The sequence below is a fragment of the Bradyrhizobium sp. USDA 4354 genome (assembly GCF_054060315.1).
In genome coordinates this window covers 640,866-665,733 of record NZ_JBSSDC010000001.1, presented here as the reverse complement: position 1 = coordinate 665,733, position 24,868 = coordinate 640,866, and the positions used below count along the sequence as shown (strand labels likewise).

Annotated in this window: 30 protein-coding genes; 20 read left to right on the top strand and 10 right to left on the bottom strand. The window is 63.8% G+C overall.

Annotation, left to right across the window (positions count from 1 at the left end; genetic code table 11):
• Positions 1-66: 66 nt before the first annotated feature.
• From ACVIIV_RS03205 to ACVIIV_RS03195, 3 genes are all read right to left on the bottom strand, one after another.
• Positions 67-591, bottom strand: a complete 525-nt coding sequence (locus tag ACVIIV_RS03205) for an A24 family peptidase (protein WP_128940034.1) — start codon at positions 589-591, stop codon at positions 67-69.
• Between the two features lie 120 nt (positions 592-711).
• Positions 712-852: a hypothetical protein gene (locus ACVIIV_RS03200; RefSeq protein WP_456748926.1), complete on the bottom strand. Its 141-nt coding sequence runs from the start codon at positions 850-852 to the stop codon at positions 712-714.
• A gap of 77 nt (positions 853-929) precedes the next feature.
• Positions 930-1,094, bottom strand: a complete 165-nt coding sequence (locus tag ACVIIV_RS03195) for a Flp family type IVb pilin (RefSeq protein WP_106941836.1) — start codon at positions 1,092-1,094, stop codon at positions 930-932.
• Between the two features lie 268 nt (positions 1,095-1,362).
• On the opposite strand from ACVIIV_RS03195, the gene ACVIIV_RS03190 reads away from it, so the two are divergent.
• From ACVIIV_RS03190 to ACVIIV_RS03175, 4 genes are all read left to right on the top strand, one after another.
• Positions 1,363-2,190 (top strand): sterol desaturase family protein, encoded by an 828-nt coding sequence (locus tag ACVIIV_RS03190; RefSeq protein WP_456742870.1) that lies wholly within the window; start codon positions 1,363-1,365, stop codon positions 2,188-2,190.
• A gap of 156 nt (positions 2,191-2,346) precedes the next feature.
• Entirely contained in the window at positions 2,347-2,844 is a 498-nt protein-coding gene (locus ACVIIV_RS03185; RefSeq protein WP_456742869.1) for a pilus assembly protein N-terminal domain-containing protein, read from the top strand.
• Between the two features lie 222 nt (positions 2,845-3,066).
• Entirely contained in the window at positions 3,067-3,648 is a 582-nt protein-coding gene (locus ACVIIV_RS03180) for a TadE/TadG family type IV pilus assembly protein (protein WP_456742868.1), read from the top strand.
• Between the two features lie 23 nt (positions 3,649-3,671).
• Positions 3,672-4,295, top strand: a complete 624-nt coding sequence (locus ACVIIV_RS03175; protein WP_456742867.1) for a TadE/TadG family type IV pilus assembly protein — start codon at positions 3,672-3,674, stop codon at positions 4,293-4,295.
• A gap of 81 nt (positions 4,296-4,376) precedes the next feature.
• Here the strand turns inward: ACVIIV_RS03175 and ACVIIV_RS03170 are convergent, their stop codons facing one another.
• The 3 genes from ACVIIV_RS03170 to ACVIIV_RS03160 form a co-directional block, all read right to left on the bottom strand.
• Positions 4,377-4,589: a cold-shock protein gene (locus tag ACVIIV_RS03170; protein WP_014439634.1), complete on the bottom strand. Its 213-nt coding sequence runs from the start codon at positions 4,587-4,589 to the stop codon at positions 4,377-4,379.
• 265 nt (positions 4,590-4,854) lie between these two features.
• Entirely contained in the window at positions 4,855-5,142 is a 288-nt protein-coding gene (gene infA, locus ACVIIV_RS03165) for a translation initiation factor IF-1 (protein ID WP_024340539.1), read from the bottom strand.
• Between the two features lie 23 nt (positions 5,143-5,165).
• Positions 5,166-6,707, bottom strand: coding sequence for a DEAD/DEAH box helicase (locus ACVIIV_RS03160; RefSeq protein ID WP_456742866.1), 1,542 nt, complete (start codon positions 6,705-6,707; stop codon positions 5,166-5,168).
• Between the two features lie 522 nt (positions 6,708-7,229).
• On the opposite strand from ACVIIV_RS03160, the gene urtA reads away from it, so the two are divergent.
• From urtA to ACVIIV_RS03080, 16 genes are all read left to right on the top strand, one after another.
• The gene (urtA, locus tag ACVIIV_RS03155) at positions 7,230-8,558 is read left to right on the top strand and encodes an urea ABC transporter substrate-binding protein (protein ID WP_212372357.1); all 1,329 of its coding nucleotides are present in this window, start codon (positions 7,230-7,232) and stop codon (positions 8,556-8,558) included.
• Positions 8,559-8,641: 83 nt separating this feature from the next.
• Complete coding sequence (gene urtB / locus ACVIIV_RS03150; RefSeq protein ID WP_456742865.1) at positions 8,642-10,249, top strand: urea ABC transporter permease subunit UrtB; 1,608 nt, start codon at positions 8,642-8,644, stop codon at positions 10,247-10,249.
• A complete protein-coding gene (gene urtC, locus ACVIIV_RS03145; RefSeq protein WP_456742864.1) occupies positions 10,246-11,415 on the top strand; it encodes an urea ABC transporter permease subunit UrtC in 1,170 nt (389 codons plus the stop codon). The genes urtB and urtC overlap by 4 nt, the downstream gene beginning before the upstream one ends.
• Positions 11,416-11,421: 6 nt before the next feature.
• Positions 11,422-12,183: an urea ABC transporter ATP-binding protein UrtD gene (gene urtD, locus ACVIIV_RS03140; RefSeq protein WP_456742863.1), complete on the top strand. Its 762-nt coding sequence runs from the start codon at positions 11,422-11,424 to the stop codon at positions 12,181-12,183.
• 103 nt (positions 12,184-12,286) lie between these two features.
• Entirely contained in the window at positions 12,287-12,982 is a 696-nt protein-coding gene (gene urtE, locus ACVIIV_RS03135; RefSeq protein ID WP_456742862.1) for an urea ABC transporter ATP-binding subunit UrtE, read from the top strand.
• Between the two features lie 36 nt (positions 12,983-13,018).
• On the top strand, positions 13,019-13,849 hold the full coding sequence (locus ACVIIV_RS03130; protein ID WP_456742861.1) for an urease accessory protein UreD: 831 nt from the start codon (positions 13,019-13,021) through the stop codon (positions 13,847-13,849).
• A gap of 37 nt (positions 13,850-13,886) precedes the next feature.
• Positions 13,887-14,189: an urease subunit gamma gene (locus ACVIIV_RS03125; RefSeq protein WP_007605424.1), complete on the top strand. Its 303-nt coding sequence runs from the start codon at positions 13,887-13,889 to the stop codon at positions 14,187-14,189.
• Between the two features lie 113 nt (positions 14,190-14,302).
• Positions 14,303-14,608, top strand: coding sequence for an urease subunit beta (locus tag ACVIIV_RS03120; protein WP_035708642.1), 306 nt, complete (start codon positions 14,303-14,305; stop codon positions 14,606-14,608).
• A 117-nt stretch (positions 14,609-14,725) separates the two neighbouring features.
• A complete protein-coding gene (locus ACVIIV_RS03115) occupies positions 14,726-15,166 on the top strand; it encodes an endonuclease domain-containing protein (RefSeq protein ID WP_456742860.1) in 441 nt (146 codons plus the stop codon).
• 2 nt (positions 15,167-15,168) lie between these two features.
• Positions 15,169-15,708 (top strand): HD domain-containing protein, encoded by a 540-nt coding sequence (locus tag ACVIIV_RS03110; protein ID WP_456748657.1) that lies wholly within the window; start codon positions 15,169-15,171, stop codon positions 15,706-15,708.
• A 34-nt stretch (positions 15,709-15,742) separates the two neighbouring features.
• Complete coding sequence (gene ureC / locus ACVIIV_RS03105; protein ID WP_456742859.1) at positions 15,743-17,458, top strand: urease subunit alpha; 1,716 nt, start codon at positions 15,743-15,745, stop codon at positions 17,456-17,458.
• A gap of 142 nt (positions 17,459-17,600) precedes the next feature.
• Positions 17,601-17,900, top strand: a complete 300-nt coding sequence (locus ACVIIV_RS03100; RefSeq protein WP_007599815.1) for a putative quinol monooxygenase — start codon at positions 17,601-17,603, stop codon at positions 17,898-17,900.
• Between the two features lie 13 nt (positions 17,901-17,913).
• The gene (locus ACVIIV_RS03095) at positions 17,914-18,561 is read left to right on the top strand and encodes an urease accessory protein UreE (protein ID WP_456742858.1); all 648 of its coding nucleotides are present in this window, start codon (positions 17,914-17,916) and stop codon (positions 18,559-18,561) included.
• Positions 18,542-19,270 carry an urease accessory protein UreF gene (locus tag ACVIIV_RS03090; protein WP_456748656.1) on the top strand — a complete coding sequence of 243 codons (729 nt, stop codon included), beginning with the start codon at positions 18,542-18,544 and terminating at the stop codon, positions 19,268-19,270. Before ACVIIV_RS03095 ends, ACVIIV_RS03090 begins: the two co-directional genes overlap by 20 nt.
• A 39-nt stretch (positions 19,271-19,309) precedes the next feature.
• Entirely contained in the window at positions 19,310-19,933 is a 624-nt protein-coding gene (ureG, locus tag ACVIIV_RS03085; RefSeq protein ID WP_456742857.1) for an urease accessory protein UreG, read from the top strand.
• A 299-nt stretch (positions 19,934-20,232) separates the two neighbouring features.
• On the top strand, positions 20,233-21,894 hold the full coding sequence (locus ACVIIV_RS03080) for a CHASE domain-containing protein (RefSeq protein ID WP_456742856.1): 1,662 nt from the start codon (positions 20,233-20,235) through the stop codon (positions 21,892-21,894).
• On the opposite strand, the gene ACVIIV_RS03075 is transcribed toward ACVIIV_RS03080, so the two are convergent.
• The 4 genes from ACVIIV_RS03075 to ACVIIV_RS03060 form a co-directional block, all read right to left on the bottom strand.
• Positions 21,891-22,499 carry a TetR/AcrR family transcriptional regulator gene (locus ACVIIV_RS03075; protein WP_456748655.1) on the bottom strand — a complete coding sequence of 203 codons (609 nt, stop codon included), beginning with the start codon at positions 22,497-22,499 and terminating at the stop codon, positions 21,891-21,893. The genes ACVIIV_RS03080 and ACVIIV_RS03075 overlap by 4 nt on opposite strands.
• An 82-nt stretch (positions 22,500-22,581) precedes the next feature.
• Positions 22,582-23,724, bottom strand: a complete 1,143-nt coding sequence (locus tag ACVIIV_RS03070; RefSeq protein ID WP_456742855.1) for an OpgC domain-containing protein — start codon at positions 23,722-23,724, stop codon at positions 22,582-22,584.
• A 187-nt stretch (positions 23,725-23,911) separates the two neighbouring features.
• Positions 23,912-24,367 carry a hypothetical protein gene (locus tag ACVIIV_RS03065; protein WP_456742854.1) on the bottom strand — a complete coding sequence of 152 codons (456 nt, stop codon included), beginning with the start codon at positions 24,365-24,367 and terminating at the stop codon, positions 23,912-23,914.
• Between the two features lie 81 nt (positions 24,368-24,448).
• Entirely contained in the window at positions 24,449-24,820 is a 372-nt protein-coding gene (locus ACVIIV_RS03060; protein ID WP_456742853.1) for a DUF883 family protein, read from the bottom strand.
• Positions 24,821-24,868: the final 48 nt, after the last annotated feature.

The window sequence follows — 24,868 nt, the reverse complement described above, 5'->3', positions numbered from 1 at the left end:
TATTCGTCAAAGCATGGTTAATGAGGCGTATCTAAATCGCCTTAACGCCGGGTTTACCCGGTGCGTTCAGCGCAGCGCGAGGTGAGCGAGGTCGATCGCCTTCACCCATTCGGTCTCCGGGTAGACCATCAATGCGCTGAGCGCGAGCGCAATGCCGTAGGGAATGCCGCTCTCCTTGGCGTGCAGCCGTGCGAGCCAGGCCTGACCCGCCAGCCCGTACGGCAGCGGCCATTGCCGGAACTGGAGCAGGAGCAGCGTCAGGGCGCCGCCGAACAGCGAGGCGTAGAGCAGGAAGTTCATCAGATGCGCAAAGCCGAACCAGAGCGCGACGGACGCCGCGACCTTGGCGTCGCCGCCGCCCACCCAGCCCATCGCAAAGCAGGTGAAGGCCACGACCAGGAGAAGCGCACCGGCGCCGACATGACTCAGCATCTCGTAAGGTGCCATGCCACCGGCGAGGGCGAGCGCGAAGAAGCCTGCCACCAGCGCCAGCGACACGCGGTTCGAGATGGTCATCGTGAAGAGATCGCTCGCGGCGGCGAATGCCATCAGGGCCGGGAAGAGCAGAAGGCGCGCAAGGTCGAGGATCATGGGCTGCGTCTTGAGGCCTGGGTTTGCCGCGGGAGCTGGCGTCGCCGGATGCTAGCGCGCAGTGCTAAACAAACCGACAACGGCGGCAGGGGCGCGCGGCCGAGGCCGCCGAATGCGCCTTCACCAGAAGCTGGCAATGCGCGCCGCGAGTGCGACCGTCGCAAGCAGCAGCGCAAGGCAAATCCAATAGGCCGGCGAACTGGCCTGTGCCGCCTCCGCCTCGTGCGCCGCGACCGCGGTATCGGTTCTGAACTTGCGCAACGCCACTGGAACTCGCCGTCTTCAGAAAAACAAAGGCCCCGGAGGGCCCGGGGCTTTTGCCGTCGCTCGTCGGTCGCTTACTTCAGCGACGTGCTGATCGAGGTGAACTTGGCGTTCAGCGTGGTGCCGAGATTGTTGACGACGGTGATGATGGCCAGCGCGATGCCGGCGGCGATCAGACCGTATTCGATGGCGGTGGCGCCGGATTCATCCTTCGCGAAACGCGCAATCAAGTTCTTCATGAACAATACTCCGTCTGGGTGGGATCGCCTCGTTCGGCGCTGTCTTTGACGCGATGACCATGAGAGCCGAGCTCTTTCGGTAGAGTTAATTCGATCGGGTAAACCCAGGCCCGGCGCGATGCTTTTGCCCAGAGTGAATTTCGCCTTAAGACGGCAGCTGCAATTCGTTCCGGTTCCGGATGCATCGGCAGCGCGGCGCCTGCTTCACCCTCCCTTAAATTTCGCGGAGTAGGCCTAAGCAACGCTGGAGTTCGCAAAAGAGGCGACGATGTCGAGCCTGCCCATGCAAGTCGCCTTGATGCTTGGCGAGACCATCGTGAAGGTGATCCCCGTCACCTTCCTGCTCGCAGCCGTCTTCACCGTGCTGGAGCATTTCTGGGCCTGCAATCCCGGCGCGCCGTGGTGGCGCAAGCGGGAGATCGTCACCGACATCTGCTACTGGTTCTTCGTTCCGGTGTTCGCTCGCACCATGCGGATCGGACTTCTGATCGTCGGCGCCGGGGCCGTCTTCAACATCCACGACGCCGACGAACTCATCGCCTTCTACGACAATGGCCATGGTCCGCTGGCGCAGCTGCCTCTGTGGGTGCAGGCCTTGCTGTTCCTGGTGCTGTCCGATTTCATGCTGTACTGGCTGCACCGGCTTTTCCACGACGGCGGCTTCTGGAAGTACCATGCCATCCATCATTCGTCGGAGGAGATCGGGTGGATCTCCGCGGCCCGTTTCCATCCCGTCAATCTCTTGCTTGGGACGGTCAGCGTCGACGTCGTGCTGCTGATGGCCGGTATCTCCCCGAACGTCATGATCTGGGTCGGCCCGTTCACCACCTTTCATTCGGCCTTCGTGCACGCCAACCTGAACTGGACCTTCGGACCGTTCAAATACCTGCTGGCGACGCCGGTGTTCCACCGCTGGCACCACACTTCGCTCGACGAGGGCGGCGACACCAATTTCGCCGGGACGTTCCCGATCTGGGACGTGCTGTTCGGCACCTTCCGCATGCCAAAGGGCAGGCTGCCGCAGGATTACGGCAAGGACGAAGCGACCATGCCGAAGGAGATCGGGGGCCAGCTCGCCTATCCGTTCCGCCATTAGGAGGGATGGCGAGACCCGCAAATGCCAGTCCGTTCAAACAATAGTCGGCGAGTTTGCGGAACGTTCACGAATTAAAGGCAGGTTAGCCGGGTCGGGCACCGGCTCCGCCGCGTCGAGTTGCTTCTGCCGGTTTGTGACGTCCCGGGGGTTATGAGTATGCGTAAAGAATTGCTGCGCCGGCTTGCGCGCGTTTGTCTTCTGGGTGCGGCTGCGGTGCTGGCATGGCCGGCCGCTGGCCTTGCCGAGCCCACCGCCGACATCATCGCCGTCAATGTCGACCAGGCCAAGCTGGTACGGCTGCCCGGCAAGGTGGCGACCATCGTGGTCGGCAATCCCCTGATCGCCGATGTCACGCTCCAGCCGGGCGGCATGATCGTCGTGACCGGGAAGGGCTATGGGGCCACCAACTTCATCGCGCTCGATCGGGGCGGCGAGATTCTGGTCGACCGCCAGATCCAGGTCGAAGGTCCGAGCGACCGGCTCGTCACCGTCTATCGCGGGATCGAGCGCGAGTCCTACAGCTGCGTACCGCTCTGCCAGCGTCGCGTGACGCTCGGCGACAGCGACACCTACTTCAACAACACGATGAGCCAGGCCGGTTCGCTGAGCAGCAGCGCCAGTGGCGGTGCCGGCGCGGCCGCCAAATCCAATTAGCCGACCGGCGGGTCTACCGGGGCAGGATCCCGTCAGGCCGTTTACGGGTTCGAGGACGGCGCCTCTCCGCGCGCGTCGTGTTTCCGTCTGCTTCGGGGCGCGCCTGGTTAACGCATTCCTAACGGCGCGGTCCGCCGGATGCGGATCGCCTGAAACAATTAGACAATCAGTTTCCGCTATTGAACGGGCAGATGATCGCCCGTTGCTGGGGAATTTGACGAGATGCCATCGCCTGCACCTACGAGGTTCACGCTCCGGAAAGCGCTGGCCCGGTTTCGCGGCAACCGCCGCGGCTCCGCAGCCGTCGAGTTTGCGCTGGTCGCACCGATGTTCTTCGGGCTGCTGTTCGCGATCATCGAGACGGCGCTGATGTTCTTCTCGAGCCAGGTGCTCGAGACCATCGCGCAGGACTCCGCGCGTGCGATTCTGACCGGCCAGGCGCAGGCACAGAGCGGCTCGGTGGCGGCCTGCCAGACCACGCCTAATTCGGTCTCGGCATGCGATCAGACGACGTTCAAGACCTTTGTCTGCTCCAAGATCCCGGCGCTGTTCGATTGCAGCAAGCTCTACGTCGACGTCGTCAGCACCGGCTCCTTCGGATCGCTAAGCCTCACCAGCTATGGAAATTCCTGCAACTTCAACCCAAGCGGCATGCAGTATAGTGCCGGGTCCTCCGGCCAGGTCGTCGTGGTGCGCCTGTTCTATCAGTGGCCGCTCTTCGTCACCGGTCTCGGCTACAACGCGGGGTGCAGCAACAAGCGGCTGATGGTGGCGACCGTGGCGTTCAAGAACGAACCTTTCTGAGACAGATGGATCTGAGCGGACCGATGCAGGCGATTGCGAATATCTGGAGGGATGCACGTTGCGCCGTGCGCGACTTCGTCGCCGACAAGCGCGCGCTCGCGGCGACCGAATTCGCGGTCATCGTACCGCTGATGCTGGTCATGTTCTTCGGCACCGTCGAATTTTCGTCCGCCGTGGCGATCGACCGCAAGGTTACGTTGATTGCGCGGACGCTATCGGACCTGACGTCTCAGTCGACCACACTCGATAGCGACGACATGAGGGATACCTTCACGGCAAGCATCTCGGTCATCATGCCGTACGACGCTGCGCTCGTGAAGGGCACGATCTCCGCGATCTCGATCGATGCCAACAGTATCGCCACGGTCCTGTGGAGCAAGGCGGGCACCATTGCGAGCGGCGCGCCGCAAGCCACATTGGCGACCTCGGTTCGGAAGGCCGGCGACAAGGTCACCGCAATGATTCCACCGTCGCTCCTGGTTCCGTCGACTAACCTCATACTCAGCGAGGCGAACTACACTTACACGCCGACTGTCGGCTACATGTTGAAGTCGAGCATAACGCTGAGCGATCAGTCCTACACACGGCCGCGCCAGGTCGCATGCATTCCCTACAACGACGGCGGCGTACAGTATGCGTGCCCCTAAAATAAAAGGCCGTGCGTCGCGCACGGCCTTTTTGCTTGGTCTGGCTCGCTCGATCCGATCGGGGCCAAGAGCCCGGCGGGCTCAGCCCGCGGCGCGGAGGTTGTCCGCCGCCGACTTGCCGGAGCGGCGGTCGGCCACGATCTCGTAGGAGATCTTCTGGCCTTCGCGCAGCGAGCCGAGACCGGCGCGCTCCACGGCGCTGATGTGAACGAACACGTCCTGGCCGCCGTCGTCGGGCTGAATGAAGCCGAAGCCTTTGGTCGCGTTAAACCACTTCACGGTTCCCATGCTCATGGGGATAGTCCCTTCTCAGATAACACAATGTCAGAGCCCGCTCGCGCGGGCGGGTTAGATCGAATTTCTGGAAGGGTCGTCAGCGTGTCTGAACCGGCTGTACCGGTGGATGCTAATGTCGTCCGGCCGAAAATCGATTAATTCATTTTATCGGAAACAGGGGTCCGAAACAATCCGGACATGCACGATTTTTTGATCCGCCGTGGTGTCAACGGCGGATCAACATGCAGTCGGAATTTTATCGCGTGCCCCACGCCGCGGCCGACTAGCGGCGGCGGAACTGGCCGCCGCGCTGTCCGGGACGGGGCGGTCCGCCCGCCGTGCTGGGACGTTCGTCCTTGTGGCGGAAAATCAGCCGGCCCTTCTCGAGGTCGTAGGGCGACATCTCCACCGTCACGCGGTCGCCCGCGAGCGTCTTGATGCGGTTCTTCTTCATCTTGCCGGCGGTGTAGGCAACGATCTCGTGTCCGGCGTCGAGCTGCACGCGGTAGCGGGCGTCGGGGAGGATTTCGGTGACCAGTCCTTCGAACTGGATCAGCTCTTCCTTAGCCATGAATGTCTCCAGGTCGTGGACGGCTAGTGCGAATAGGGTTTGCGGTTCTGTTGGCTGTTTGGCCGACTCTCGCGGCGCAAAAAGGCAACGCCTTGTATCCCATCAGGCGCCCCGGCGCTATGCGCGGAACGCTGTTCCGGACGGTCGGCAGGCGATGAATGCATCTTACCACCGGAGCGGCGGCGGCGAGAACCCTTCGAGGCATTCGGGCCACTGCCGGGCCGTCCGTCAGCATGCCTTGCCTCGGCGTGCCGGCCTTCGCCGTGCCTGCCGTCGCCTTGCTTCCCGGCACTATGGTGGCGCCCGTCGGCATGCCTTTCGTCGGCACGCCGCCCGTCACCATGCCGCGCGCCTTGCGGGCGCTGGCCCGGGCGGCCGCCCGGCCGGCCCTGTCGTTGCTGCGACGGGGCGGGCCCGGCATCGCGGCGGCCGGCGTCGGTGCGGTGGTCCTCCCGCGGCAGCCCCACGCGGATCAGCCGCTCGATGTCGCGGAGATAGCTGAGTTCCTCGCCGCCCGCGACCAGCGAGATCGCGGTGCCGTCGGCGCCGGCGCGCGCGGTGCGGCCGATGCGGTGGACGTAGGTTTCCGGCACGTTGGGCAGGTCGAAATTGATCACGTGGCTGATCCCGTCGACGTCGATGCCGCGGGCGGCGATGTCGGTGGCGACCAGGGTGCGGATCTCGCCCGAGCGGAACTGGGCGAGCGTGCGCTCGCGGTGATTCTGCGACTTGTTGCCGTGGATGGCGTTGGCGGCGATGCCGGCCTTGGCCAGTGTCTTCACCACCTTGTCGGCGCCATGCTTGGTACGGGTGAAGACCAGTGCGCGGTTGATCGGCTCGTCCTGCAGCAGCTTGGTCAGGAAGGCGGGCTTGGCCGAGAAGTCGACCTGGAGGATGCGCTGGTTGATCCGCTCGGCGGTCGAGGACACTGGGGTCACCGCGACGCGGGCGGGATCGCGCAGCATGGAATCGGCGAGCTCGGCGATGTCCTTCGGCATGGTGGCCGAGAAGAACAGCGTCTGCCGCTTGATCGGCAGCTTGGCGACGATTTTGCGGATGTCGTTGATGAAGCCCATGTCGAGCATGCGGTCGGCCTCGTCGAGCACGAGGAACTCAACGCTTGAAAGCCTCAAGCCGTTGCTCTGCACGAGATCGAGTAGCCGCCCGGGGGTAGCGACCAGAACCTCGACCCCCTGCATCAGGGCGCGGACCTGGCGGCCCATCGGCACGCCGCCGATGGCAAGGGTCGAGGACAGGCGGATGTGGCGGCCATAGGCGTTGAAGCTGTCGAGGATCTGGCCGGACAGCTCGCGGGTGGGCGACAGCACCAGGACGCGTGCGGTCTTGGGCTGCGGCTTGATGCGGTTCTCGAGCAGACGATGCAGAATCGGCAGCGCGAAGGACGCGGTCTTGCCGGTGCCGGTCTGGGCGATGCCGACGACGTCGCGGCCGGTCAGCGCCAGCGGGATGGTCTGGGCCTGGATCGGGGTGGGGGTGACGTAATTCTCTTCACGAAGAGCGCGTGCGATGGGTTCGGCGAGGCCGAAGTCCTGAAACGAAGTCAAAAGAGGGTTCTTTCCATGTCAAAAGCGGGCGCCCGGCGCATTCAGCGCGGCGCGCGCAAAAGGGTGTCGAGAAGACACCTGCGTGTTTAGGGTGTCGGATGGCTTGGGAGATATGGGGCAAGCCAGAGGCCCGTAGAGGGCTTAAGAACACGCGGCTCGCTACGACCCCTTGATTCGCAAGGGGTCTCAGCCGTTGATATGGAACATCGAGGGGGCACTTTCAAGGCAGGCTCCGCCTGAAATAGTGATTGCGGTGCAGAAATAGTGATGCCGGAAATTTAGCCAGATTCGGCATTCTGCTTAGAAAATAACCTGCCTGCCGCTTTCGCATACATTTCGATTGCCTATAATCTAGGCGATCTGACTGCGTCGAAACTTTGATTTCTGGCGTTTGTGTAAGCAAATTCAATGGGTTGACGGGTGTTCAGTCCATGGCATGGTTCTTGCGATTCCGTTAATCGCAGGCGGCCGTGGGGCCGTTTCGCACCGTTTTCACGTCTGCGTCAGGGAGATGAGACACTCATGTTTAGCAAATCCACTCACGATATAGCGGCGTCATTTAGCCGCCGCGGCGTGCTCGCCGCGACTGCCGGACTGGTGCTTGGTCTGGCTTCATTGACTGGCGCGAAGGCTGCGGACGACACCATCAAGGTCGGCGTGCTCCACTCCCTGTCCGGCACCATGGCGATCAGCGAAACCACGCTGAAGGACACCATCCTCTTCCTGATCGACGAGCAGAACAAGAAGGGCGGCGTGCTCGGCAAGAAGCTGGAGGCCGTTGTCGTCGACCCCGCGTCGAACTGGCCGTTGTTCGCCGAAAAGGCCCGCGAGCTGATCACCAAGGACAAGGTCTCGGTCGTGTTCGGCTGCTGGACCTCGGTGTCGCGCAAGTCGGTGCTCCCGGTGTTCAAGGAGCTGAACAACATCCTGTTCTACCCCGTGCAGTACGAGGGCGAGGAGAGCGAGCGCAATGTGTTCTACACCGGCGCGGCGCCGAACCAGCAGGCGATCCCCGCCGTCGACTATCTGATGAAGGAAGAGAAGGTGAAGCGCTGGGTGCTCGCGGGCACCGACTACGTCTATCCGCGCACCACCAACAAGATCCTGGAAGCCTATCTGAAGTCGAAGGGTGTCGCCCAGGAAGACATCATGATCAACTACACGCCGTTCGGTCACTCCGACTGGCAGACGATCGTGGCCGACATCAAGAAGTTCGGCTCGGCCGGCAAGAAGACCGCGGTGGTCTCGACCATCAACGGCGACGCCAACGTTCCCTTCTACAAGGAGCTCGGCAACCAAGGCATCAAGGCGAAGGACATCCCGGTGGTCGCTTTCTCGGTGGGTGAGGAAGAGCTCGCCGGCATCGACACCAAGCCGCTGGTTGGCCATCTCGCCGCCTGGAACTACTTCCAGTCGATCAAGACCAAGGACGGATCGAACGAGAAGTTCATCAAGGACTGGCAGGCCTACACCAAGAACCCGAAGCGCGTGACCAATGACCCCATGGAAGCGCATGTGATCGGCTTCGCCATGTGGGTGAAGGCGGTCGAGAAGGTGAAGTCGACCGATCCGGACAAGGTGATCGATGCACTGCCTGGCATCGAGGCGCCGAACCTGACCGGTGGCGTGTCGAAGATGCTGCCGAACCACCACATCACCAAGCCGGTGTTCATCGGCGAGATTAAGGGCAACGGTCAGTTCGACGTGGTCTGGAAGACTCCCGGCCTCGTCGCGGGCGATGCCTGGTCGAAGGAGCTCGACGGCTCCAAGGACCTGATCGGCGACTGGGTCGGCAAGAAGTGCGGCAACTTCAACACCAAGACCAACAAGTGCCTCGGTTCGGGCTCCTGATCCCGATCTGACGCTCATCGCACGACCGGAGAGGGCGGCGATCCCGCCGCCTTCTCCACTCATTTCTGCCGGGGTCATTCACAGTGCCAGCCCATTTGTCTGCCCGTCTCTGCTCGCTTGCACTCTCGTTGTTTCTGATCGCGTTCGCGCTGCCGGCCTTCGCCGGTCCGTTCGAGGATGCGGTCGCCAAATTCGCCAATGACGATTTTTCCGATACGGAAGAGGCGATCGGTGTGGTCGCGGGCAGTGGCAACAAGCTGGCCTTCCCCATCATCAGCGCGCTCCAGGACGGTCGCCTCATGGCCGATCCTGACAGCAAGAAGGTTTACGTCACCGGCGCCGACGGCAAATCGATCGACGCTGCGACCGGCGAGTCCGTTGCCAGCGTTCCCGACAGTGCGAGCGCGGTCCGGCTCAACAACCGCCTGCGCCGCAGCGTCGACGCCGCGCTCGGCAGCCTGACGCTGCAGTCGCCGGATGTCGGAACGCGCCTGCAGGCCGCGCAGTCCGTCTTCAAGTCGCACGAAGAAACCGCGCTCAAGGCCGTCGATGCCGCGCTCGCCAAGGAAACCAACCGATCCGTCAAGGCTGCGCTCGGCGAGGCCCGGGCCGCGATCCTGCTGTTCAAGTCCGACGCTACCGAGGTCGAGAAGCTCGAGGCGGTCGCAACCCTCAAGGCGCGCGGCGATCAGGACGCGCTGGCGCTGCTCACCGGCATGGGCGATCAGCCGGCGTCGGTAACCAAGGCCGCCGCGAGCGCGATCGGCTCGATCCAGAGCTCACTCGCGGTCTGGTCCATGGTGCAGAATGCCTGGTACGGCCTCTCGCTCGGCTCGGTGCTGCTGCTCGCCGCAATCGGGCTCGCCATCACCTTCGGCGTGATGGGGGTCATCAACATGGCCCACGGCGAGATGGTGATGTTAGGGGCCTACACCACTTTCGTGGTGCAGGAGGTGATCCGCACCCGCTATCCCGGCCTGTTCGACTATTCGCTGCTGATCGCCGTGCCGCTCGCCTTCCTCGTCGCCGGCGCGATCGGCGTGCTGATCGAGCGCAGCATCATCCGCTTCCTCTACGGCCGGCCGCTGGAGACGCTGCTCGCGACCTGGGGCTTGTCGCTGGTGCTGCAGCAGGCGGTGCGCACCATGTTCGGCCCGACCAACCGAGAGGTCGGCAATCCCTCCTGGATGAGCGGCGCCTTCGAGCTCGGCCAGATCACCATCACCTATAATCGACTCTGGATCCTTCTCTTCACGCTCGCGGTGTTCGCGATCCTGCTCGCGATGTTGCGCTACACGGCGCTCGGCCTCGAGATGCGCGCGGTGACGCAGAACCGCCGCATGGCGGCCTCGATGGGCATCGCCACCTCGCGCGTCGACGCGCTCACCTTCGGCCTCGGCTCGGGCATTGCCGGCATCGCCGGCGTGGCGCTGTCACAGATCGACAATGTCAGCCCCAATCTCGGCCAGAGCTACATCATCGATAGTTTCATGGTCGTGGTGTTCGGCGGGGTCGGCAATCTCTGGGGTACCCTCGTCGGCGCGTTCACGCTCGGCATCGCCAACAAGTTCCTGGAGCCGGTCGCCGGCGCCGTGCTCGGCAAGATCGCGATCCTGGTTCTCATCATCCTGTTCATTCAAAAGCGGCCGCGCGGCCTGTTCGCGCTCAAGGGCCGTGCGGTGGAAGCATGACCCCTCACATGCTGACGCGATCGCTGGACCGCAGTGCGACGATCTTTCTCGCGATCGTCGCTGCCTGCGGCATCCTCATCCCGCTCTCCAACCTGCTGCTGCCCGCCGGCTCGTTCATGCAGGTGCCGACCTATCTCGTCGCGCTCTGGGGCAAGTATGTCTGCTACGCCATCCTGGCGCTCGCGATCGACCTGATCTGGGGCTATTGCGGCATCCTCTCGCTCGGGCACGGCGCCTTCTTCGCGCTCGGCGGCTATGCCATGGGCATGTACCTGATGCGGCAGATCGGCACCCGCGGCGTCTACGGCAATCCGATCCTGCCCGACTTCATGGTGTTCCTGAACTGGCAGCAGCTGCCCTGGTACTGGTACGGCTTCGACATGTTCTGGTTCGCCGCGCTGATGGTGCTGGTCGTGCCCGGCCTCCTCGCCTTCTGCTTCGGTTGGCTCGCCTTCCGCTCCCGCGTCACCGGCGTGTACCTGTCGATCATCACGCAGGCGATGACCTATGCGCTCTTGCTCGCCTTCTTCCGCAATGATTTCGGCTTCGGCGGCAACAACGGCCTGACCGACTTCAAGGACATCCTGGGCTTCAACGTGCAGGCGGAGGGCACCCGTGCAGCGCTGTTCGCGCTGAGCTGCCTGGCACTGATCGTGGGCTTCCTGATCTGTCGCGCCATCGTCTCCTCCAAGCTCGGCAAGGTCTTGATCGCGGTGCGCGATGCGGAATCGCGGACGCGCTTCCTCGGCTACCGCGTGGAATCCTACAAGCTGTTCGTGTTCACGGTGTCGGCCTGCATGGCCGGTGTCGCCGGCGCGCTCTACGTGCCGCAGGTCGGCATCATCAACCCGAGCGAATTCGCACCGGGCAATTCGATCGAGGCGGTGATCTGGGTCGCGGTCGGCGGCCGTGGCACGCTGGTCGGCGCGGCGCTCGGCGCTGTCGTCGTCAACTACGCCAAGACGTTCTTCACCTCGGGCGTGCTGGCGCCCTATTGGCTGTTCATGCTGGGCGCGCTGTTCATCCTGGTGACGCTGCTGCTGCCGAAGGGCATCGTCGGCACCTTCACCGCCTGGTGGGATTCGTCGAAGGAAAAACGCACCGCCGCGACCTCCGTGAGCGCCGCGGCCGAGGACGGCGTCACCGAACCCAAGATGGCGGAGTAAGCGGTCATGAACGTCATGGACACCCGCACGACTTCCGCGATGCTTTACCTGGACGGCGTGCACGTCTCGTTCGACGGCTTCCACGCCATCAACAATCTGTCGCTGACGCTCGAGCCCGGCGAGATGCGCGCCATCATCGGTCCGAATGGCGCCGGCAAGACCACGATGATGGATATCATCACCGGCAAGACCAAGCCCGACGAGGGCACCGTGCTGTTCGACGGCGTCACCGACCTGACGCGCCTCGACGAGACCCGCATCGCCAAGCTCGGCATCGGCCGCAAGTTCCAGAAGCCGACCGTGTTCGAGAGCCAGACCGTGCAGGACAACCTGCTGCTCGCGCTCAATGTCGATCACTCCGTCCGTGGCACACTGTTCTGGCGCGGCAGCAGGGCGGAATCTGAGCGCATCGACAAGGTGCTGGAGACGATCCGCCTCACCGAGGCCCGTGGCCGCCTCGCCGGCAGCCTCAGCCACGGCCAGAAGCAGTGGCTCGAGATCGGCATGCTGCTGGCGCAGGACCCGAAACTGCTGCTCGTCGACGAGCCCGTGGCGGGGATGACCGACGTCGAGACGCACCTGACCGCCGAGCTGCTGAAAGAGATCAACAAGACCCACACCGTGATGGTGGTGGAGCACGACATGACCTTTGTGCGCGAACTGGGCGTCAAGGTCACCTGCCTGCACGAAGGCACGGTGCTGGCGGAAGGTACCATCGACCAGGTCTCGTCCAACGAGCGGGTAATTGAAGTGTATTTGGGTAGATAGCTGAGAAGCGCGAATTGCGAATGGGGAGTAGCGAATAGGGAAAGGTGGCTCAGTCATCTCCATTCGCTACTCGCCATTCGCTATTCGCCAAGAGGCACCGAAGATGCTGGATGTGAAGGATATCAATCTCTACTACGGCGCTGCGCAGGCGTTGCGCGGCGTTTCGATTTCGGCCGAGCCGGGCAAGGTGACCTGCGTGCTCGGGCGCAACGGCGTGGGCAAGACCTCACTCCTGCGCGCCATGGTCGGGCAATATCCGATCTCCTCGGGCGCGATCGTACTCGACGGCAGCGACATCACCGGCCTGAAGCCCTATGAGCGCGCGCGCAAGGGCATCGGCTTCGTGCCGCAGGGCCGCGAGATCTTTCCGCTGCTGACGGTCGAGGAGAACCTCAAGACCGGCTTCGGTCCGCTCAAGCGCGAGGACAAGCACATTCCGGACGACGTGTTCTCGCTGTTTCCGGTGCTGCAATCCATGCTCGGCCGGCGCGGCGGCGATCTCTCCGGCGGCCAGCAGCAGCAGCTCGCGATCGGCCGCGCGCTGGTGATGCGGCCGAAGCTGCTTCTGCTCGACGAGCCGACCGAAGGCATCCAGCCCTCGATCATCAAGGACATCGGCCGCGCCATCTCCTATTTGCGCAACCTCGGCAACATCGCCATCGTGCTGGTCGAACAATATCTCGACTTTGCCTGCGAACTCGGCGACAGTTTTGCCGTGATGGATCGCGGCGCGGTGAAGTTCACCTGCGACCGCGCCAACCTCGACGCGAGCGAGATCAGCCGCCAGATGGCGCTGTAAGTCGAAAAGACCTGCCGCGACCGGCTGGGGAGACGGATGCGCAGCGAACTGTCGGCCACGTCCACAATATTCGAAGCAAACCGCGCCCGTGGCGCGGTGTGCTTCGACGTGCATGCGCGCGACGGCGTAACGCGGCGTGGTGCCTTGCATGAATCCGGCTCCCTGCGCGTGCGCTTTCCCTCGCCGGAAGGCGAGGGGCTCTCCGGTGTGTTCGTCAACACGGCCGGCGGGGTTGCCGGTGGGGACAGTTTCGATATCGACATCACCGCAGGGCGAGGCTCGCGTCTGACATTGACCACGGCGGCGGCCGAAAAGGTCTATCGAACGCCCGGGGCCGCGGCGCGGCTCAGTATTGCCTTGAAGGTCGATGAAGGCGCGCATCTCGCCTGGCTGCCGCAGGAGACGATCCTGTTCGACCGCGCCAGGGTGCACCGCTGCTTCGACATCGCGCTCGATGAGGGGGCCTCTCTCCTGCTTTGCGAGATCGCGGTGTTCGGCCGCACCGCCATGGGCGAGCGGATGGAGCAGGGCGAGTTCATCGACCGCTGGCGGCTGCGCCGTGGCGGCAAGCTGGTGTTCGCCGAGACGGTCCGGCTCGGCGGCAACATCGGCGCAAAGCTTGCACGATCAGCCGTTACCAAGGACGGCGCTGCGATCGGCACAGCCCTGATCGTCCCCGGTGACGAGGCCCTGGTCGAGCGCATCCGCGAGGCCTCGGACTCATTCTCCGGGGAGGTCGGAATCTCCGCGTGGAATGGCTTTGCAATGGCGCGGTTCTGTGCCCAAGATGCGGCGCGCTTGCGAGCCGACATGATGGCCGTGCTGGCGCGCACCGGTGCGGCCCTGCCGCGGCTCTGGCTGAACTGACTGGCTGAATTGACGTGTTGAACGGAAGAGATTCTTCATGAACCTGTCTCCCCGAGAAAAAGACAAGCTTCTGATCTCGATGGCGGCGATTGTGGCCCGCCGCCGGCTGGACCGCGGCGTCAAGCTCAACCATCCCGAGGCGATCGCGATCATCTCCGATTTCATTCTCGAAGGCGCCCGTGACGGCCGCACCGTCGCCGAGCTGATGCAATCCGGCGCGCAGGTGCTGACGCGGGACCAAGTCATGCCGGGCATTCCCGAGATGATCCACGACATCCAGGTCGAGGCGACCTTTCCGGATGGCACCAAGCTCGTCACCGTGCACGAGCCGATCAGGTAGTTTGAATTCGTCATTCCGGGGCGCCCACAAGGCGAATCCGGAATCCAGATGTTTTTGGTTTCGAGATTCCGGCCTTCTCGCTGCGCGAGCCCCGGAATGACGAGGAGGATAGAATGATCCCCGGCGAACTCTTCATCCAGGACGGCGAGATCGAGCTCAATGCCGGCCGCAAGACCGTGACGCTGACGGTGGCCAACACCGGCGATCGCCCGATCCAGGTCGGCTCGCACTACCATTTCTTCGAGACCAACCCGGCGCTGAAATTCGATCGCAAGAAGTCTCGCGGCATGCGCCTCGACATCGCCGCCGGCACCGCCGTCCGCTTCGAGCCCGGCCAGACCCGCGACGTCCAGCTCGTCGCCATGGCGGGGAAGAAGACGATCTACGGCTTCCGCGGCGACGTGATGGGGAAGCTGTGAGTGCAATAAGAGCGAGCGCAGCGCGACGCGATTGAGGCGAGTGCAGTGATCCACAGTGAGGGGAGCGCAACTGTCTCGCTCCCTCCCCCCTTGCGGGGGAGGGTCGGGGAGGGGGGTATGCCACACGACGAGGTCTCTCAGTTTCAAAGAACCCGTGCCAAGCAATTGCGGCGGGCGATGACTCGCGCCGAGACGCTTCTCTGGCGCCATCTTAAAGCTCACCGTTTGGCTCGCCTCGGATTTCGCCGTCAAGCTCCAATGGGCGATTACATTGCCGATTTCGTTGCGCATTCATGCAAGCTCGTCGTCGAGGTCGACGGTGAAAGCCACGAATTCGCCGAGCGCATACGTCACGACGAGGTACGCGACGAGTGGTTCGCGTCGCGCGGCTACCGCGTGTTGCGCTTCACCAATGACGACGTGATGAAGAACCTGGAGGGAGTGGCTCTCGCCGTCCTTCAGGCAGCGGAGCCCGGAGCACCCCCCTCCCTGACCCTCCCCCGCAAGGGGGGAGGGAACGGAGAGAGCGGTGTATCCGATGGCGCGGAGGGGGCATGACCATGCTCTCACCCGTTCGCCTCATCTCTGAAGCTGCCGAACTCGCCGCGCGCCGCCACAACGGCATGGCGCGAAAGGGGCGAGGTCAGGAGCCCTATATCAATCATCTCGCCGAGGTCGCGAACCTGCTTGCGACCGCGACCGACGGCGCCGATGCCGAGCTGGTCGCGGCAGGCTGGCTGCACGACACGATCGAGGACACCGATACCACCCGCGAGGAGCTCGCGCAGAGATTTTCCGAGCGCATCGCCTCGCTCGTTTCCGAGTGCACCGACGACATGAGCTTGCCGAAGGCCGGACGACGGCAGAAGCAGATCGAGGACGCTCCGAAAAAATCCGCTGGCGCGAAGCTGATCAAGATCGCCGACAAGATCAGCAATACGGGGGCGCGCATTCAGACAGACCTGACTGCCGAGGAGCGCGACGATCTCGCCGATTACGTCGGATGGGCCACGCAGGTCGTTGCGGGCTGCCGCGGCGGCAATGCGTGGCTCGACGAGAAATTCGATGATGCCGTGAAAGCAGCGAAGGCCTTGCTGTGATCCGTCAAACATTCAATCGCAAACGGGGCTTGTGATGTCCGTCAAAATAAAGCGTTCCGTCTATGCCGACATGTTCGGCCCGACCACCGGCGACAAGGTGCGACTGGCCGACACCGACCTCATCATCGAGGTCGAGAAGGATCTCACCACCTATGGCGAGGAGGTGAAGTTCGGTGGCGGCAAGGTGATCCGCGACGGCATGGGGCAGTCGCAGGTCACCAACAAGCAGGGCGCGGCCGACACGGTCATCACCAATGCGCTGATCGTCGATCATTGGGGCATCGTGAAGGCTGACGTCGCGATCAAGGACGGCATGATTTCGGCGATCGGCAAGGCCGGCAATCCCGACATCCAGCCCGGCGTCACCATCATCATCGGTCCCGGCACCGACGTGATCGCGGGGGAAGGAAAAATCCTCACCGCCGGCGGTTTCGACAGCCACATCCATTTCATCTGCCCGCAGCAGATCGAGCACGCGCTGATGTCGGGCGTCACCTCGATGCTGGGTGGCGGCACCGGCCCGTCACACGGCACCTTCGCCACCACCTGCACGCCGGGACCGTGGCACATGGGGCGGATGATCCAGTCGTTCGACGCTTTCCCGGTCAATCTCGGCATTTCCGGCAAGGGCAACGCCTCGCGCCCCGCCGCGCTGGTCGAGATGATCAAGGGCGGCGCCTGCGCCCTGAAGCTGCACGAAGACTGGGGCACGACGCCGGCCGCGATCGACAATTGCTTGTCGGTGGCCGACGATCACGACATCCAGGTGATGATCCACACCGACACGCTGAACGAATCCGGCTTCGTCGAGGATACCATCAAGGCGTTCAAGGGCCGCACCATCCACGCCTTCCACACCGAAGGTGCCGGCGGCGGCCACGCCCCTGACATCATCAAGGTCGCCGGCCTGAAGAACGTGCTGCCGTCCTCGACCAATCCGACGCGCCCCTTCACCCGCAACACCATCGACGAGCATCTGGACATGCTGATGGTGTGTCACCATCTCGATCCCTCGATCGCCGAAGATCTGGCGTTCGCCGAAAGCCGTATCCGCAAGGAGACGATCGCGGCCGAAGACATCCTGCACGATCTCGGCGCGCTCTCGATGATGTCCTCGGATTCCCAGGCCATGGGCCGCCTCGGCGAGGTCATCATCCGCACCTGGCAGACCGCCGATAAGATGAAGAAGCAGCGCGGGCAGCTAGCCCAGGACAAGGGCAAGGACAACGATAATTTCCGCGTCAAGCGCTACATCGCCAAATACACGATCAACCCCGCGATCGCGCACGGCGTGTCGAAGCTGATCGGCTCGGTCGAGAAGGGCAAGCTCGCCGATCTCGTGCTGTGGTCGCCGGCCTTTTTCGGCGTCAAGCCGGACTGCATCGTCAAGGGCGGCACGATCGTCGCGGCGCCCATGGGCGATCCCAACGCCTCGATCCCGACGCCGCAGCCGGTCCACTATCAGCCGATGTTCGGCGCGTTCGGCAAGGCGCGCATGGCATCGTCCGTGGTGTTCACCTCGAAGGCTGCAGTTACTGGCGGTCTCGCGCGAAAACTCGGCATCGAGAAGAAGCTTTATGCCGTCCAGAACACGCGCGGCAGGATCTCCAAGAAGAGCATGATCCACAACGACGCCACGCCCGATATCGAGGTCGATCCGGAGACCTACGAGGTCCGCGCCGACGGCGAGCTGCTCACCTGCGCGCCGGCGGAGGTGCTGCCGATGGCGCAGCGTTATTTCATGTACTGAAATAGCGCCTCGACGCATGTCCCGGGAATATGGCTTGAGTGCGCGTCCGGGGACGGCTTTTCCGGTTTTGCGTTCGGTCCCGCCTGGTCTAATGTCCCGCCCGGTATCGTACCCTCTAGAAGAAAAGCCGGGAGGATTTCTCGTGATTTACGTCGTTGCAACCCTGACCATCAAGCCCGAGACGCGCGCCGAATTCATCGCGGCCGCCACCGCCTGCATCAAGGAGACGCGGAAAGAGCCCGGCAATATCGCCTATGATTTGCACGAGAGCGTCACCGACCCCGCCAAGATGGTGTTCGTCGAGCAGTGGGAGAATGCCGAGGCGCTGGTGCCGCATCGTGCCATGGAGCATATGAAAACGTTCGGCCGCGTCGCGGTGAAGTGCTTCACGGCACCGCCGAAGATCGAAGTGATCACGCCCGAGAAGGTCGAGACGCGGTAAAGAGGTAAGACGGATGATCCGGGCGACGCAGGTCAGAGGACAGCACCGCTTCACGGAAGCGCCAGCGGACACGGTCGTGCTCGATTTCGACGATCGGCATCGCCGTCGCATGGCGATGACGGGCACGCGGGGGCTCGAATTCCTGCTCGACCTGGAGCATGCCGTCGCGCTGCGCGGCGGCGATGCGCTGGTGCTGGAGGACGGCCGGCTGGTCGAGGTGGTGGCGGCGCCCGAGCCGCTGCTGGAGATCCGCGGTCGCGATCCGCACCACCTCATTCGCGTCGGCTGGCATCTCGGCAACCGTCATCTGCCGACGCAGATCATGGCCAAGGCCTTGCGCATCCGCCGCGATCACGTCATCGAGGCCATGGTGAAGGGTCTCGGCGCGCGTGTGATCGAGATCGAGGCGCCGTTCGATCCCGAAGGCGGCGCCTACGCCGACGCCGGTCATGCGCATGGGCACCACGATCATCCGCATCATGGTCATGGCCATCATCATGATCACGGCCATCACGATCACCATGATCATCACGGCCATGACCACCACAATCATGATCATGCCGCGCATGACCATAGCCACGAGCACCACCATCACCACGATGAGCATTGCGACCATCCCGACCATCACCACAGCCACAAGCATGCTCATGACCACAAATGAGCCGGTCGGCACCGGTGGCCTCGCCGAGGGCGAGGCGGCGGCGCTGTACCGGCTGATGACTTGGCTATCGCCGGCATTCCCGGTCGGGGGGTTCTCCTATTCCAGCGGCCTCGAATGGGCGGTCGAGGCGGGCGACATCACCGACACGGCCTCGCTGGCGGATTGGCTCGATGCGATGCTCGGCGACGGCTCCGGCTTTTGTGACGCGACGTTTCTGGTCCACGCCTATCGCGCCACGGAAGCGGACGAGACGACCGCTTTGAACGAGATCGCCGAGCTCGCCGCTGCCTTCGTGCCGTCGCGCGAGCGGCAGCTGGAGACGACCTCGCAGGGCCGTGCCTTCATCGACATCGCCCGCTCGGCGTGGGATGCCGACGGGCTGGACGCCGCGGTCGCGGCATGCAGCACGCCACTGGTCTATCCGGTCGCCGTCGGTGTTGTCGCAGCTAAGCACGCCGTGCCGCTGGCGCCGACGCTGCACGCCTTCCTGCATGCGCTGGTCTCGAACTGGATTTCCGCGGCCAGCCGGCTCATTCCGCTCGGCCAGACCGATAGCCAGCGTGTGCTGGTGAGGCTGGAAGCCGCCGTTGCCGCGACCGCCCATCGTGCGCTGAACGCGACATTGGACGATCTCGGCGGCGCGACGTTCCGCGCCGATCTCGCCAGCCTGCGCCACGAGACGCAATATACGCGGCTGTTTCGGTCATGATCCGTGCGGCCTTTAACCCATCGAGCGAGAGCGAATTACATGTCGAAATCTCACGGCCCCTTGCGTGTCGGCGTCGGCGGCCCGGTCGGATCGGGCAAGACCGCGCTGATGGACCTGCTCTGCAAGACCATGCGCCAGCGCTATGACATTGCGGCGATCACCAACGACATCTACACCAAATGGGATGCCGAATTCCTCGTACGATCGGGATCGCTGACGCCGGATCGCATCGCCGGCGTCGAGACCGGCGGCTGCCCACACACCGCGATCCGCGAGGATGCCTCGATGAACCTTGCCGCGGTCGCGGACATGCGCGCCAAGTTTCCCGGACTTGATCTCGTGCTGATCGAGTCCGGCGGCGATAATCTCGCTGCCACTTTTTCCCCGGAGCTGGCCGACCTCACCATCTACGTCATCGACGTCGCCGCCGGCGACAAGATCCCGTCCAAGGGCGGCCCCGGCATTACCCGGTCCGACCTCCTGGTCATCAACAAGACCGACCTTGCGCCCCATGTCGGCGCCTCCCTGGAGAAGATGGAGACGGACGCCAGGCGCATGCGCGGCGAGCGTCCCTTCGTCATGACCAATCTGAAGAAAAGCGAGGGACTCGACCGGATCGTCGGCTTCATCGAGGCCAAAGGCGGCCTGAAACGGCAGGGCTGACCGGACGCGACCACTTGGCGCAGGCGTTTTTCGCCTTTAACGCCTGGGGCAACGCCGCAACCGCGGAACAAATTTCGCACACGGCGATTAACTACCTTCGGCGCCCGGGGCGAATTCATCCCGTCCAGACCATCGGCCGGGCGGATTAAGCTTTTCAGGCGACCCAAGTTGCGTACTGATGCCTCCTCCTCCATTATCTCCACCACTGGGGTTTACCCTGTTTTGGCACATGGCCGTTCGAGCGGCGTTCATATGCTCTGTGTTTATTGCCGACCTTCTGCTTTCGCCTGAGTAGTCGCGTGGTCAGGCTAGGTTTCATCATCGGATTTATCGCTCTGCTCGGAGCCTTGCTCTCCGGGCTTGCAGCCTATCGCGTCCATGACCAGGAGCTGGCGCTGGATCGGATCGCGCTCGCGCGTGCGATCGACGTTCATGCGAGCCTGGTTCAGGATCGCCTCACCGAGCGGGAGCTGCTCGCGCGTGTCGCCTCAGGCCTGTTCCGCGCGCCATCCGTGATCAAGCCGAACATGCTGGAGCCGCTGCGCTCGGCGATCTACGCCTTCAAGACCGATTTCGTGGTGGCCGGCTGGATCGCCCGGCTCAAGCCGAACGAGCTTGCGGCGGCGCAGGCCGCCATCGCCGGTGCCGGCTTCCCAAATCCGCAGATTCGCTCCTATGACGACAAGCCGATCAATCTGGCTGAAATCACTCAGCCGATCGACGTGCTGATGGACCTCGAGCCACGCAGCAACGAGACCAAGACGCTGCCCGGCCGCAGCTACGATCAGGATCCGGTTCGCAGCGCCATGCTGACACGTGCGCGCGCCGAGAAGAGGTCGGTTGCCTCGGACCCGGTGCCGTTGATCCGTGGGAACGGCGCGATCGGCGTCATCGTGGCTGCGCCCGTCATTCCCGAGGGAGCAACGGAGCCGGCCGGATTCGTCACATTTTCCTACGAGCTCGCCTCGCTGATGCTGACCAATGACGACATGTCGTTGTTTGCGGTCGCGCTTAGGGATCCGCGCAAGGAAGGCGGCGAGCTGATCGCCAACGACCAGGGTGTGGTCTCGACGCGCATGGCGGCGGCGGACGGAACGGCACCGTCGGCGACGCGCACGGTGAGCTTCGGCGGTCGTGATTGGCAACTCGGCTATTACGCGACGACCAACTCGATGCGCCGCGCCGAGCAGACCGCGATCATCGTGGCGGCGATCGGCTTTGCGATCACGGCAATGGTGTGCGGCCTGTTCGGTTATGTCGCCTACAACAACCTGCGGCTCAGCCGGGAGATCCAGGTCAGGATCGGCTTCGAGCGCCGGCTGACCGCCGTCATCGACGAGCTCAACCACCGCGTCAAGAATATCCTGGCGGTGATCCAGTCGATCGTGACGCGCACCTTGCGCCACGGCTCGGACATCGACGTCGCCCGCGAGCTCCTGATCGGACGCATCCACGCCATGTCCAACGTGGTCTCGCTGCTCAGCGAGAGCCAGTGGCAGGGCGTCAAGCTGAAGGGCCTGTTCGAGGCGCGCGCCATTCCGCATGCCGACCGCATCGCCGTCACCGGTCCTGATATCGCGGTCAGCGCGCGTGCGGCGCAGAGCCTCTCGTTGCTGTTCTTCGAGCTTGCTTCGCATTCCGACGAGGGCCTGTCGCTGGTTGGAAAGCATCCGCATATCACCGCCGCCTGGACGGTGACGGGCGAGGAGGGCGAGGAGGTGTTCCATTTCCGCTGGGAGGAGTTCAACACCAGCGAGGCGACGCGCCGGCCCGATTCCGATTTCGGTCTGATCCTGCTCGACCGCGTCGCGCCCGAGGCGTTAGGGGGCACCGCCAAGCGCTTCTTCACCGACGTCTCCTACGTCTACGAATTGACCGCGCCGATGGAGACGGTGGTCGACATGACCGAGCGCGACCGAACGGACAAGATCTCGGCGCCGGTCAGGCCGGTGCGCAGCTAACCCTTCGGCCGCAAAACGAGGTCGACGAGGTTACGCGCGTAAGCGGGCGTGACCGGCGCGATGCCGAAAACGTAGCGATAGAACAGGCTGCCATAGATCGCATCGTAGAGATCCTGAGGAAGTCCCTCGGCCAGAATGCTGCCATCCTTCTGGCCCGCGGCGATCATCTCGACCAGTGCGTCGCGGCGGAATTGCAGATAGCGCGCGTAGAACAGCTCTGCCGAGCCGGTCTTGGAGATGCACTCCGAGATGACGGCGAGCTGGACCTTGCCGAATTCGCCCTGGAGTGCCTCGGCATAGGCCGCCGCATGGCGGCGCGCACGCGCCGCGGGGCTGCCGGAGCTCGCCGGCGGCAGCGGCAGCATCTGTGCGGCGTGGTGAAGAAAGGCGTCGATCAAAAGCGCCTCGCGGGACGGCCACCATTTGTAGATCGTCATTTTGGAGACGCTGGAGTGCCGCGCGACCGCGTCGATGGTGGTGGCGGCAAGTCCGGTGGTGGCCATCAGCGCATAGGCGCTTTCGAGAATGGCGTTGCTGGTCTCGATCGACCTTGGCCGGCCGCGCCGGGGCGCGCTGTCAGCCTCGTCACTCCCGTCCTTCGCCATCGCCACGCCCGGTCTCCTCACGCAGAATCCCGGCATAGCGCAGCCACGGCCTTCGGCCTAGCAGAATCGCACGATTTTGTGACTAGGCCTGCTGCCGCAGGGCGGCCGGCAGGTCCTGCCGCTTCGACCAGGTCACGTAGTAGGCGACCGCGGCCATCGCGGCGAAGCCGATGATGCTCACCACGATCTGCATCACCACCAGATTGGGCCCGGTGATCAGGATGAGGTGGCCGGCAAAGGACAGGAACACGCCGACGCAGAACACGGCGAGCCATTCCTCCCCGCATCGGATGACGGCCTGAAGCGGCTTCAATCGCAGGCCGGGGTGATCGGCCGGGACAAGATGCGTCGCGAGGAAGGCGAGCGCGAGGAAGTGAACCACGCGATAAGGCGCGAGGTTCTCCTTGTCGGTCGGCGCGATGCTGTCGAGGAGAAGGTCAGGCAGATAGGCGGACAATCCCGGCGAATGGCGCAACAGGGTGACGGCCATCGCGACGACGAGATAGCTCCCTGCGAGTATCCGCAGCCAGGGGAGGTCGCGCAGCGCCCGCCCGGGCGCGCCCGTGACGGCGAACCAGCCGCCCAGCACCATCAGCATCTGCCAGCAGAGCGGATTGAAGGTCCATTCCTGGTCCGGATAGACCCGGAAATTCCAGTCGAACCAGCGCGCGGCAAGATACAGCGCGACCGATGCCGCAAGCGTCAGGTTCGGCCGTCGCAACAGGCCCCACAGCGCGAACGGAAAGAAGGCCATCAGCGGGATCATCAGCTGCAGCAGGTCGAGGTTCAGCGGCTCTTCCTGGAGCACGAGACCGCGGATCAGGATGCGCAGCGGGTGCTCGAGAATCCCGGAGATGTTGTATTGGTGGATGATCTCCGGCGCCATCGATTGCGAGGCGACATAGGCGATGATGTCGATGTAGATCACGAACAGCACGACATAGGCGGCGTAGAGCCGCCAGACGCGGCGAAAGATGCGCGTCGCCGCGACCACGTAGCCGCGCTCCAGCGCCATCCTGCCATGGATGATGGCAACCCCGTAGCCCACCACGAACACGAACAGATCGGCAGCGCCGCTGAAGCCGAAGTTGCGTAGCGTCAGGAGGTTGACGACGTTGTTCGGAATGTGGTCGACGAACACCGACCAATTGGCGATGCCGAGCGTCAAATAGAGCCTGGCGTCGTGCTGGAATGCGGCGAGGTTCGCCTTGACGGACGGTTTCATTGAGTAAAATAGCTTTTGGAATCAGGGTGATGCTTTTAGCGGCAACCGCCTGTCCCTCCGAGTAGCGTTTCCGTGAGCGGCAGGCATTCGTGCCGGATGGAGCAAAATTGCGCGGCGTCGCCTGGATCGAATTCGGATAGATGCGTTCGCAGGACTTACGACGAAATTTTCTAACCCGCTCTGACCGTTACTCGGCAGGTTCGGCCGACACCTCCTCGGACACGCCGGCGCGGCTCGCCAGGATGCCGAGGGCGACGCCGCCGATCGCCAGGATCGGCAACAGCCGCTTGAGCCCTATGGCGCGAACGATCTGAAGTCCGGTGGCGAGGAGCATCGGATCTGCAAGCATGCTCTGCGCGGCCGACTTCGCAGCGCGCTCGGCCGCGATCTGGGCGCGCTTCTTCACCTCGCGCTTGTAGCCCCAATAGGAGCCTGCCGCGGCCAGGGTCAGCAGGAAGAAGATGCCCGCGCCGGTAAGGCAGGCCTGCACCGGGCCATATTTCTGCAGGACCGAGATGAAGGCCGCGGCGCAAAGGAAGCCGGTCGTCACCAACAGCGCGAAGGCCGTGCCTGCGGCAAGGGAGGTCAGCCGAACAGTCGTGCCGGTGGATGCACTGATCCCGTCGATGATGCGCTGAAACATGGCCTTACTCCTCAATCAGCCGAATCGTCACGGGCCGACAGCGGCGGCGCGCCGCCGCCGTTTCGATGCGCGTTGGCGACCTTACCGGCGCCAGGCGACGCCGATCAGGAAGCCGATGCCGAGCGCGAGCCCGACGGTCGCGAGCGGCCGCTGCGTGATCGCCTCTTCCAGCGTTTCCTCGATCGAGCCGTAGGCGTCCTGTGCTGCCTCCATCATCGCGCTGCCGCGCTCCGACATGTCGTCGATCGCGGTATCCATGTTCTCGCGCGCCTGGCGATAACCGCGGCGAGCCTGCTTGCTGGTGGAATTGGCAAAGGTGTTGAGCGCGTCGGTGATCTGGTCGGTGAGGGCGGCGATATCGCTTTTCACGGCTGCTACATCCTTCTCGAGACGGTCTCGGGTGGCTTTGTCGGTCCAGTCTCTCATCCCGGCTTCGGCATTGGTCGTGGACATCAGGAGCTCCGAACTGTTGACGGCTGAGATGGGCGGAGAACGTTTCGT

What these genes read in the sequence shown, in the direction of transcription:
- ACVIIV_RS03205 (WP_128940034.1), bottom strand. Translation starts at nt 591, where the DNA reads ATGATCCTCGACCTTGCGCGCCTTCTGCTCTTCCCGGCCCTGATGGCA.
- ACVIIV_RS03195 (WP_106941836.1), bottom strand. Translation starts at nt 1,094, where the DNA reads ATGAAGAACTTGATTGCGCGTTTCGCGAAGGATGAATCCGGCGCCACC.
- ACVIIV_RS03190 (WP_456742870.1), top strand. Translation starts at nt 1,363, where the DNA reads ATGTCGAGCCTGCCCATGCAAGTCGCCTTGATGCTTGGCGAGACCATC.
- ACVIIV_RS03185 (WP_456742869.1), top strand. Translation starts at nt 2,347, where the DNA reads ATGCGTAAAGAATTGCTGCGCCGGCTTGCGCGCGTTTGTCTTCTGGGT.
- ACVIIV_RS03180 (WP_456742868.1), top strand. Translation starts at nt 3,067, where the DNA reads ATGCCATCGCCTGCACCTACGAGGTTCACGCTCCGGAAAGCGCTGGCC.
- ACVIIV_RS03175 (WP_456742867.1), top strand. Translation starts at nt 3,672, where the DNA reads ATGCAGGCGATTGCGAATATCTGGAGGGATGCACGTTGCGCCGTGCGC.
- ACVIIV_RS03170 (WP_014439634.1), bottom strand. Translation starts at nt 4,589, where the DNA reads ATGAGCATGGGAACCGTGAAGTGGTTTAACGCGACCAAAGGCTTCGGC.
- infA (WP_024340539.1), bottom strand. Translation starts at nt 5,142, where the DNA reads ATGGCTAAGGAAGAGCTGATCCAGTTCGAAGGACTGGTCACCGAAATC.
- urtA (WP_212372357.1), top strand. Translation starts at nt 7,230, where the DNA reads ATGTTTAGCAAATCCACTCACGATATAGCGGCGTCATTTAGCCGCCGC.
- urtC (WP_456742864.1), top strand. Translation starts at nt 10,246, where the DNA reads ATGACCCCTCACATGCTGACGCGATCGCTGGACCGCAGTGCGACGATC.
- urtD (WP_456742863.1), top strand. Translation starts at nt 11,422, where the DNA reads ATGAACGTCATGGACACCCGCACGACTTCCGCGATGCTTTACCTGGAC.
- urtE (WP_456742862.1), top strand. Translation starts at nt 12,287, where the DNA reads ATGCTGGATGTGAAGGATATCAATCTCTACTACGGCGCTGCGCAGGCG.
- ACVIIV_RS03130 (WP_456742861.1), top strand. Translation starts at nt 13,019, where the DNA reads ATGCGCAGCGAACTGTCGGCCACGTCCACAATATTCGAAGCAAACCGC.
- ACVIIV_RS03125 (WP_007605424.1), top strand. Translation starts at nt 13,887, where the DNA reads ATGAACCTGTCTCCCCGAGAAAAAGACAAGCTTCTGATCTCGATGGCG.
- ACVIIV_RS03120 (WP_035708642.1), top strand. Translation starts at nt 14,303, where the DNA reads ATGATCCCCGGCGAACTCTTCATCCAGGACGGCGAGATCGAGCTCAAT.
- ACVIIV_RS03115 (WP_456742860.1), top strand. Translation starts at nt 14,726, where the DNA reads ATGCCACACGACGAGGTCTCTCAGTTTCAAAGAACCCGTGCCAAGCAA.
- ACVIIV_RS03110 (WP_456748657.1), top strand. Translation starts at nt 15,169, where the DNA reads ATGCTCTCACCCGTTCGCCTCATCTCTGAAGCTGCCGAACTCGCCGCG.
- ureC (WP_456742859.1), top strand. Translation starts at nt 15,743, where the DNA reads ATGTCCGTCAAAATAAAGCGTTCCGTCTATGCCGACATGTTCGGCCCG.
- ACVIIV_RS03095 (WP_456742858.1), top strand. Translation starts at nt 17,914, where the DNA reads ATGATCCGGGCGACGCAGGTCAGAGGACAGCACCGCTTCACGGAAGCG.
- ACVIIV_RS03090 (WP_456748656.1), top strand. Translation starts at nt 18,542, where the DNA reads ATGCTCATGACCACAAATGAGCCGGTCGGCACCGGTGGCCTCGCCGAG.
- ureG (WP_456742857.1), top strand. Translation starts at nt 19,310, where the DNA reads ATGTCGAAATCTCACGGCCCCTTGCGTGTCGGCGTCGGCGGCCCGGTC.
- ACVIIV_RS03075 (WP_456748655.1), bottom strand. Translation starts at nt 22,499, where the DNA reads ATGGCGAAGGACGGGAGTGACGAGGCTGACAGCGCGCCCCGGCGCGGC.
- ACVIIV_RS03070 (WP_456742855.1), bottom strand. Translation starts at nt 23,724, where the DNA reads ATGAAACCGTCCGTCAAGGCGAACCTCGCCGCATTCCAGCACGACGCC.
- ACVIIV_RS03065 (WP_456742854.1), bottom strand. Translation starts at nt 24,367, where the DNA reads ATGTTTCAGCGCATCATCGACGGGATCAGTGCATCCACCGGCACGACT.
- ACVIIV_RS03060 (WP_456742853.1), bottom strand. Translation starts at nt 24,820, where the DNA reads ATGTCCACGACCAATGCCGAAGCCGGGATGAGAGACTGGACCGACAAA.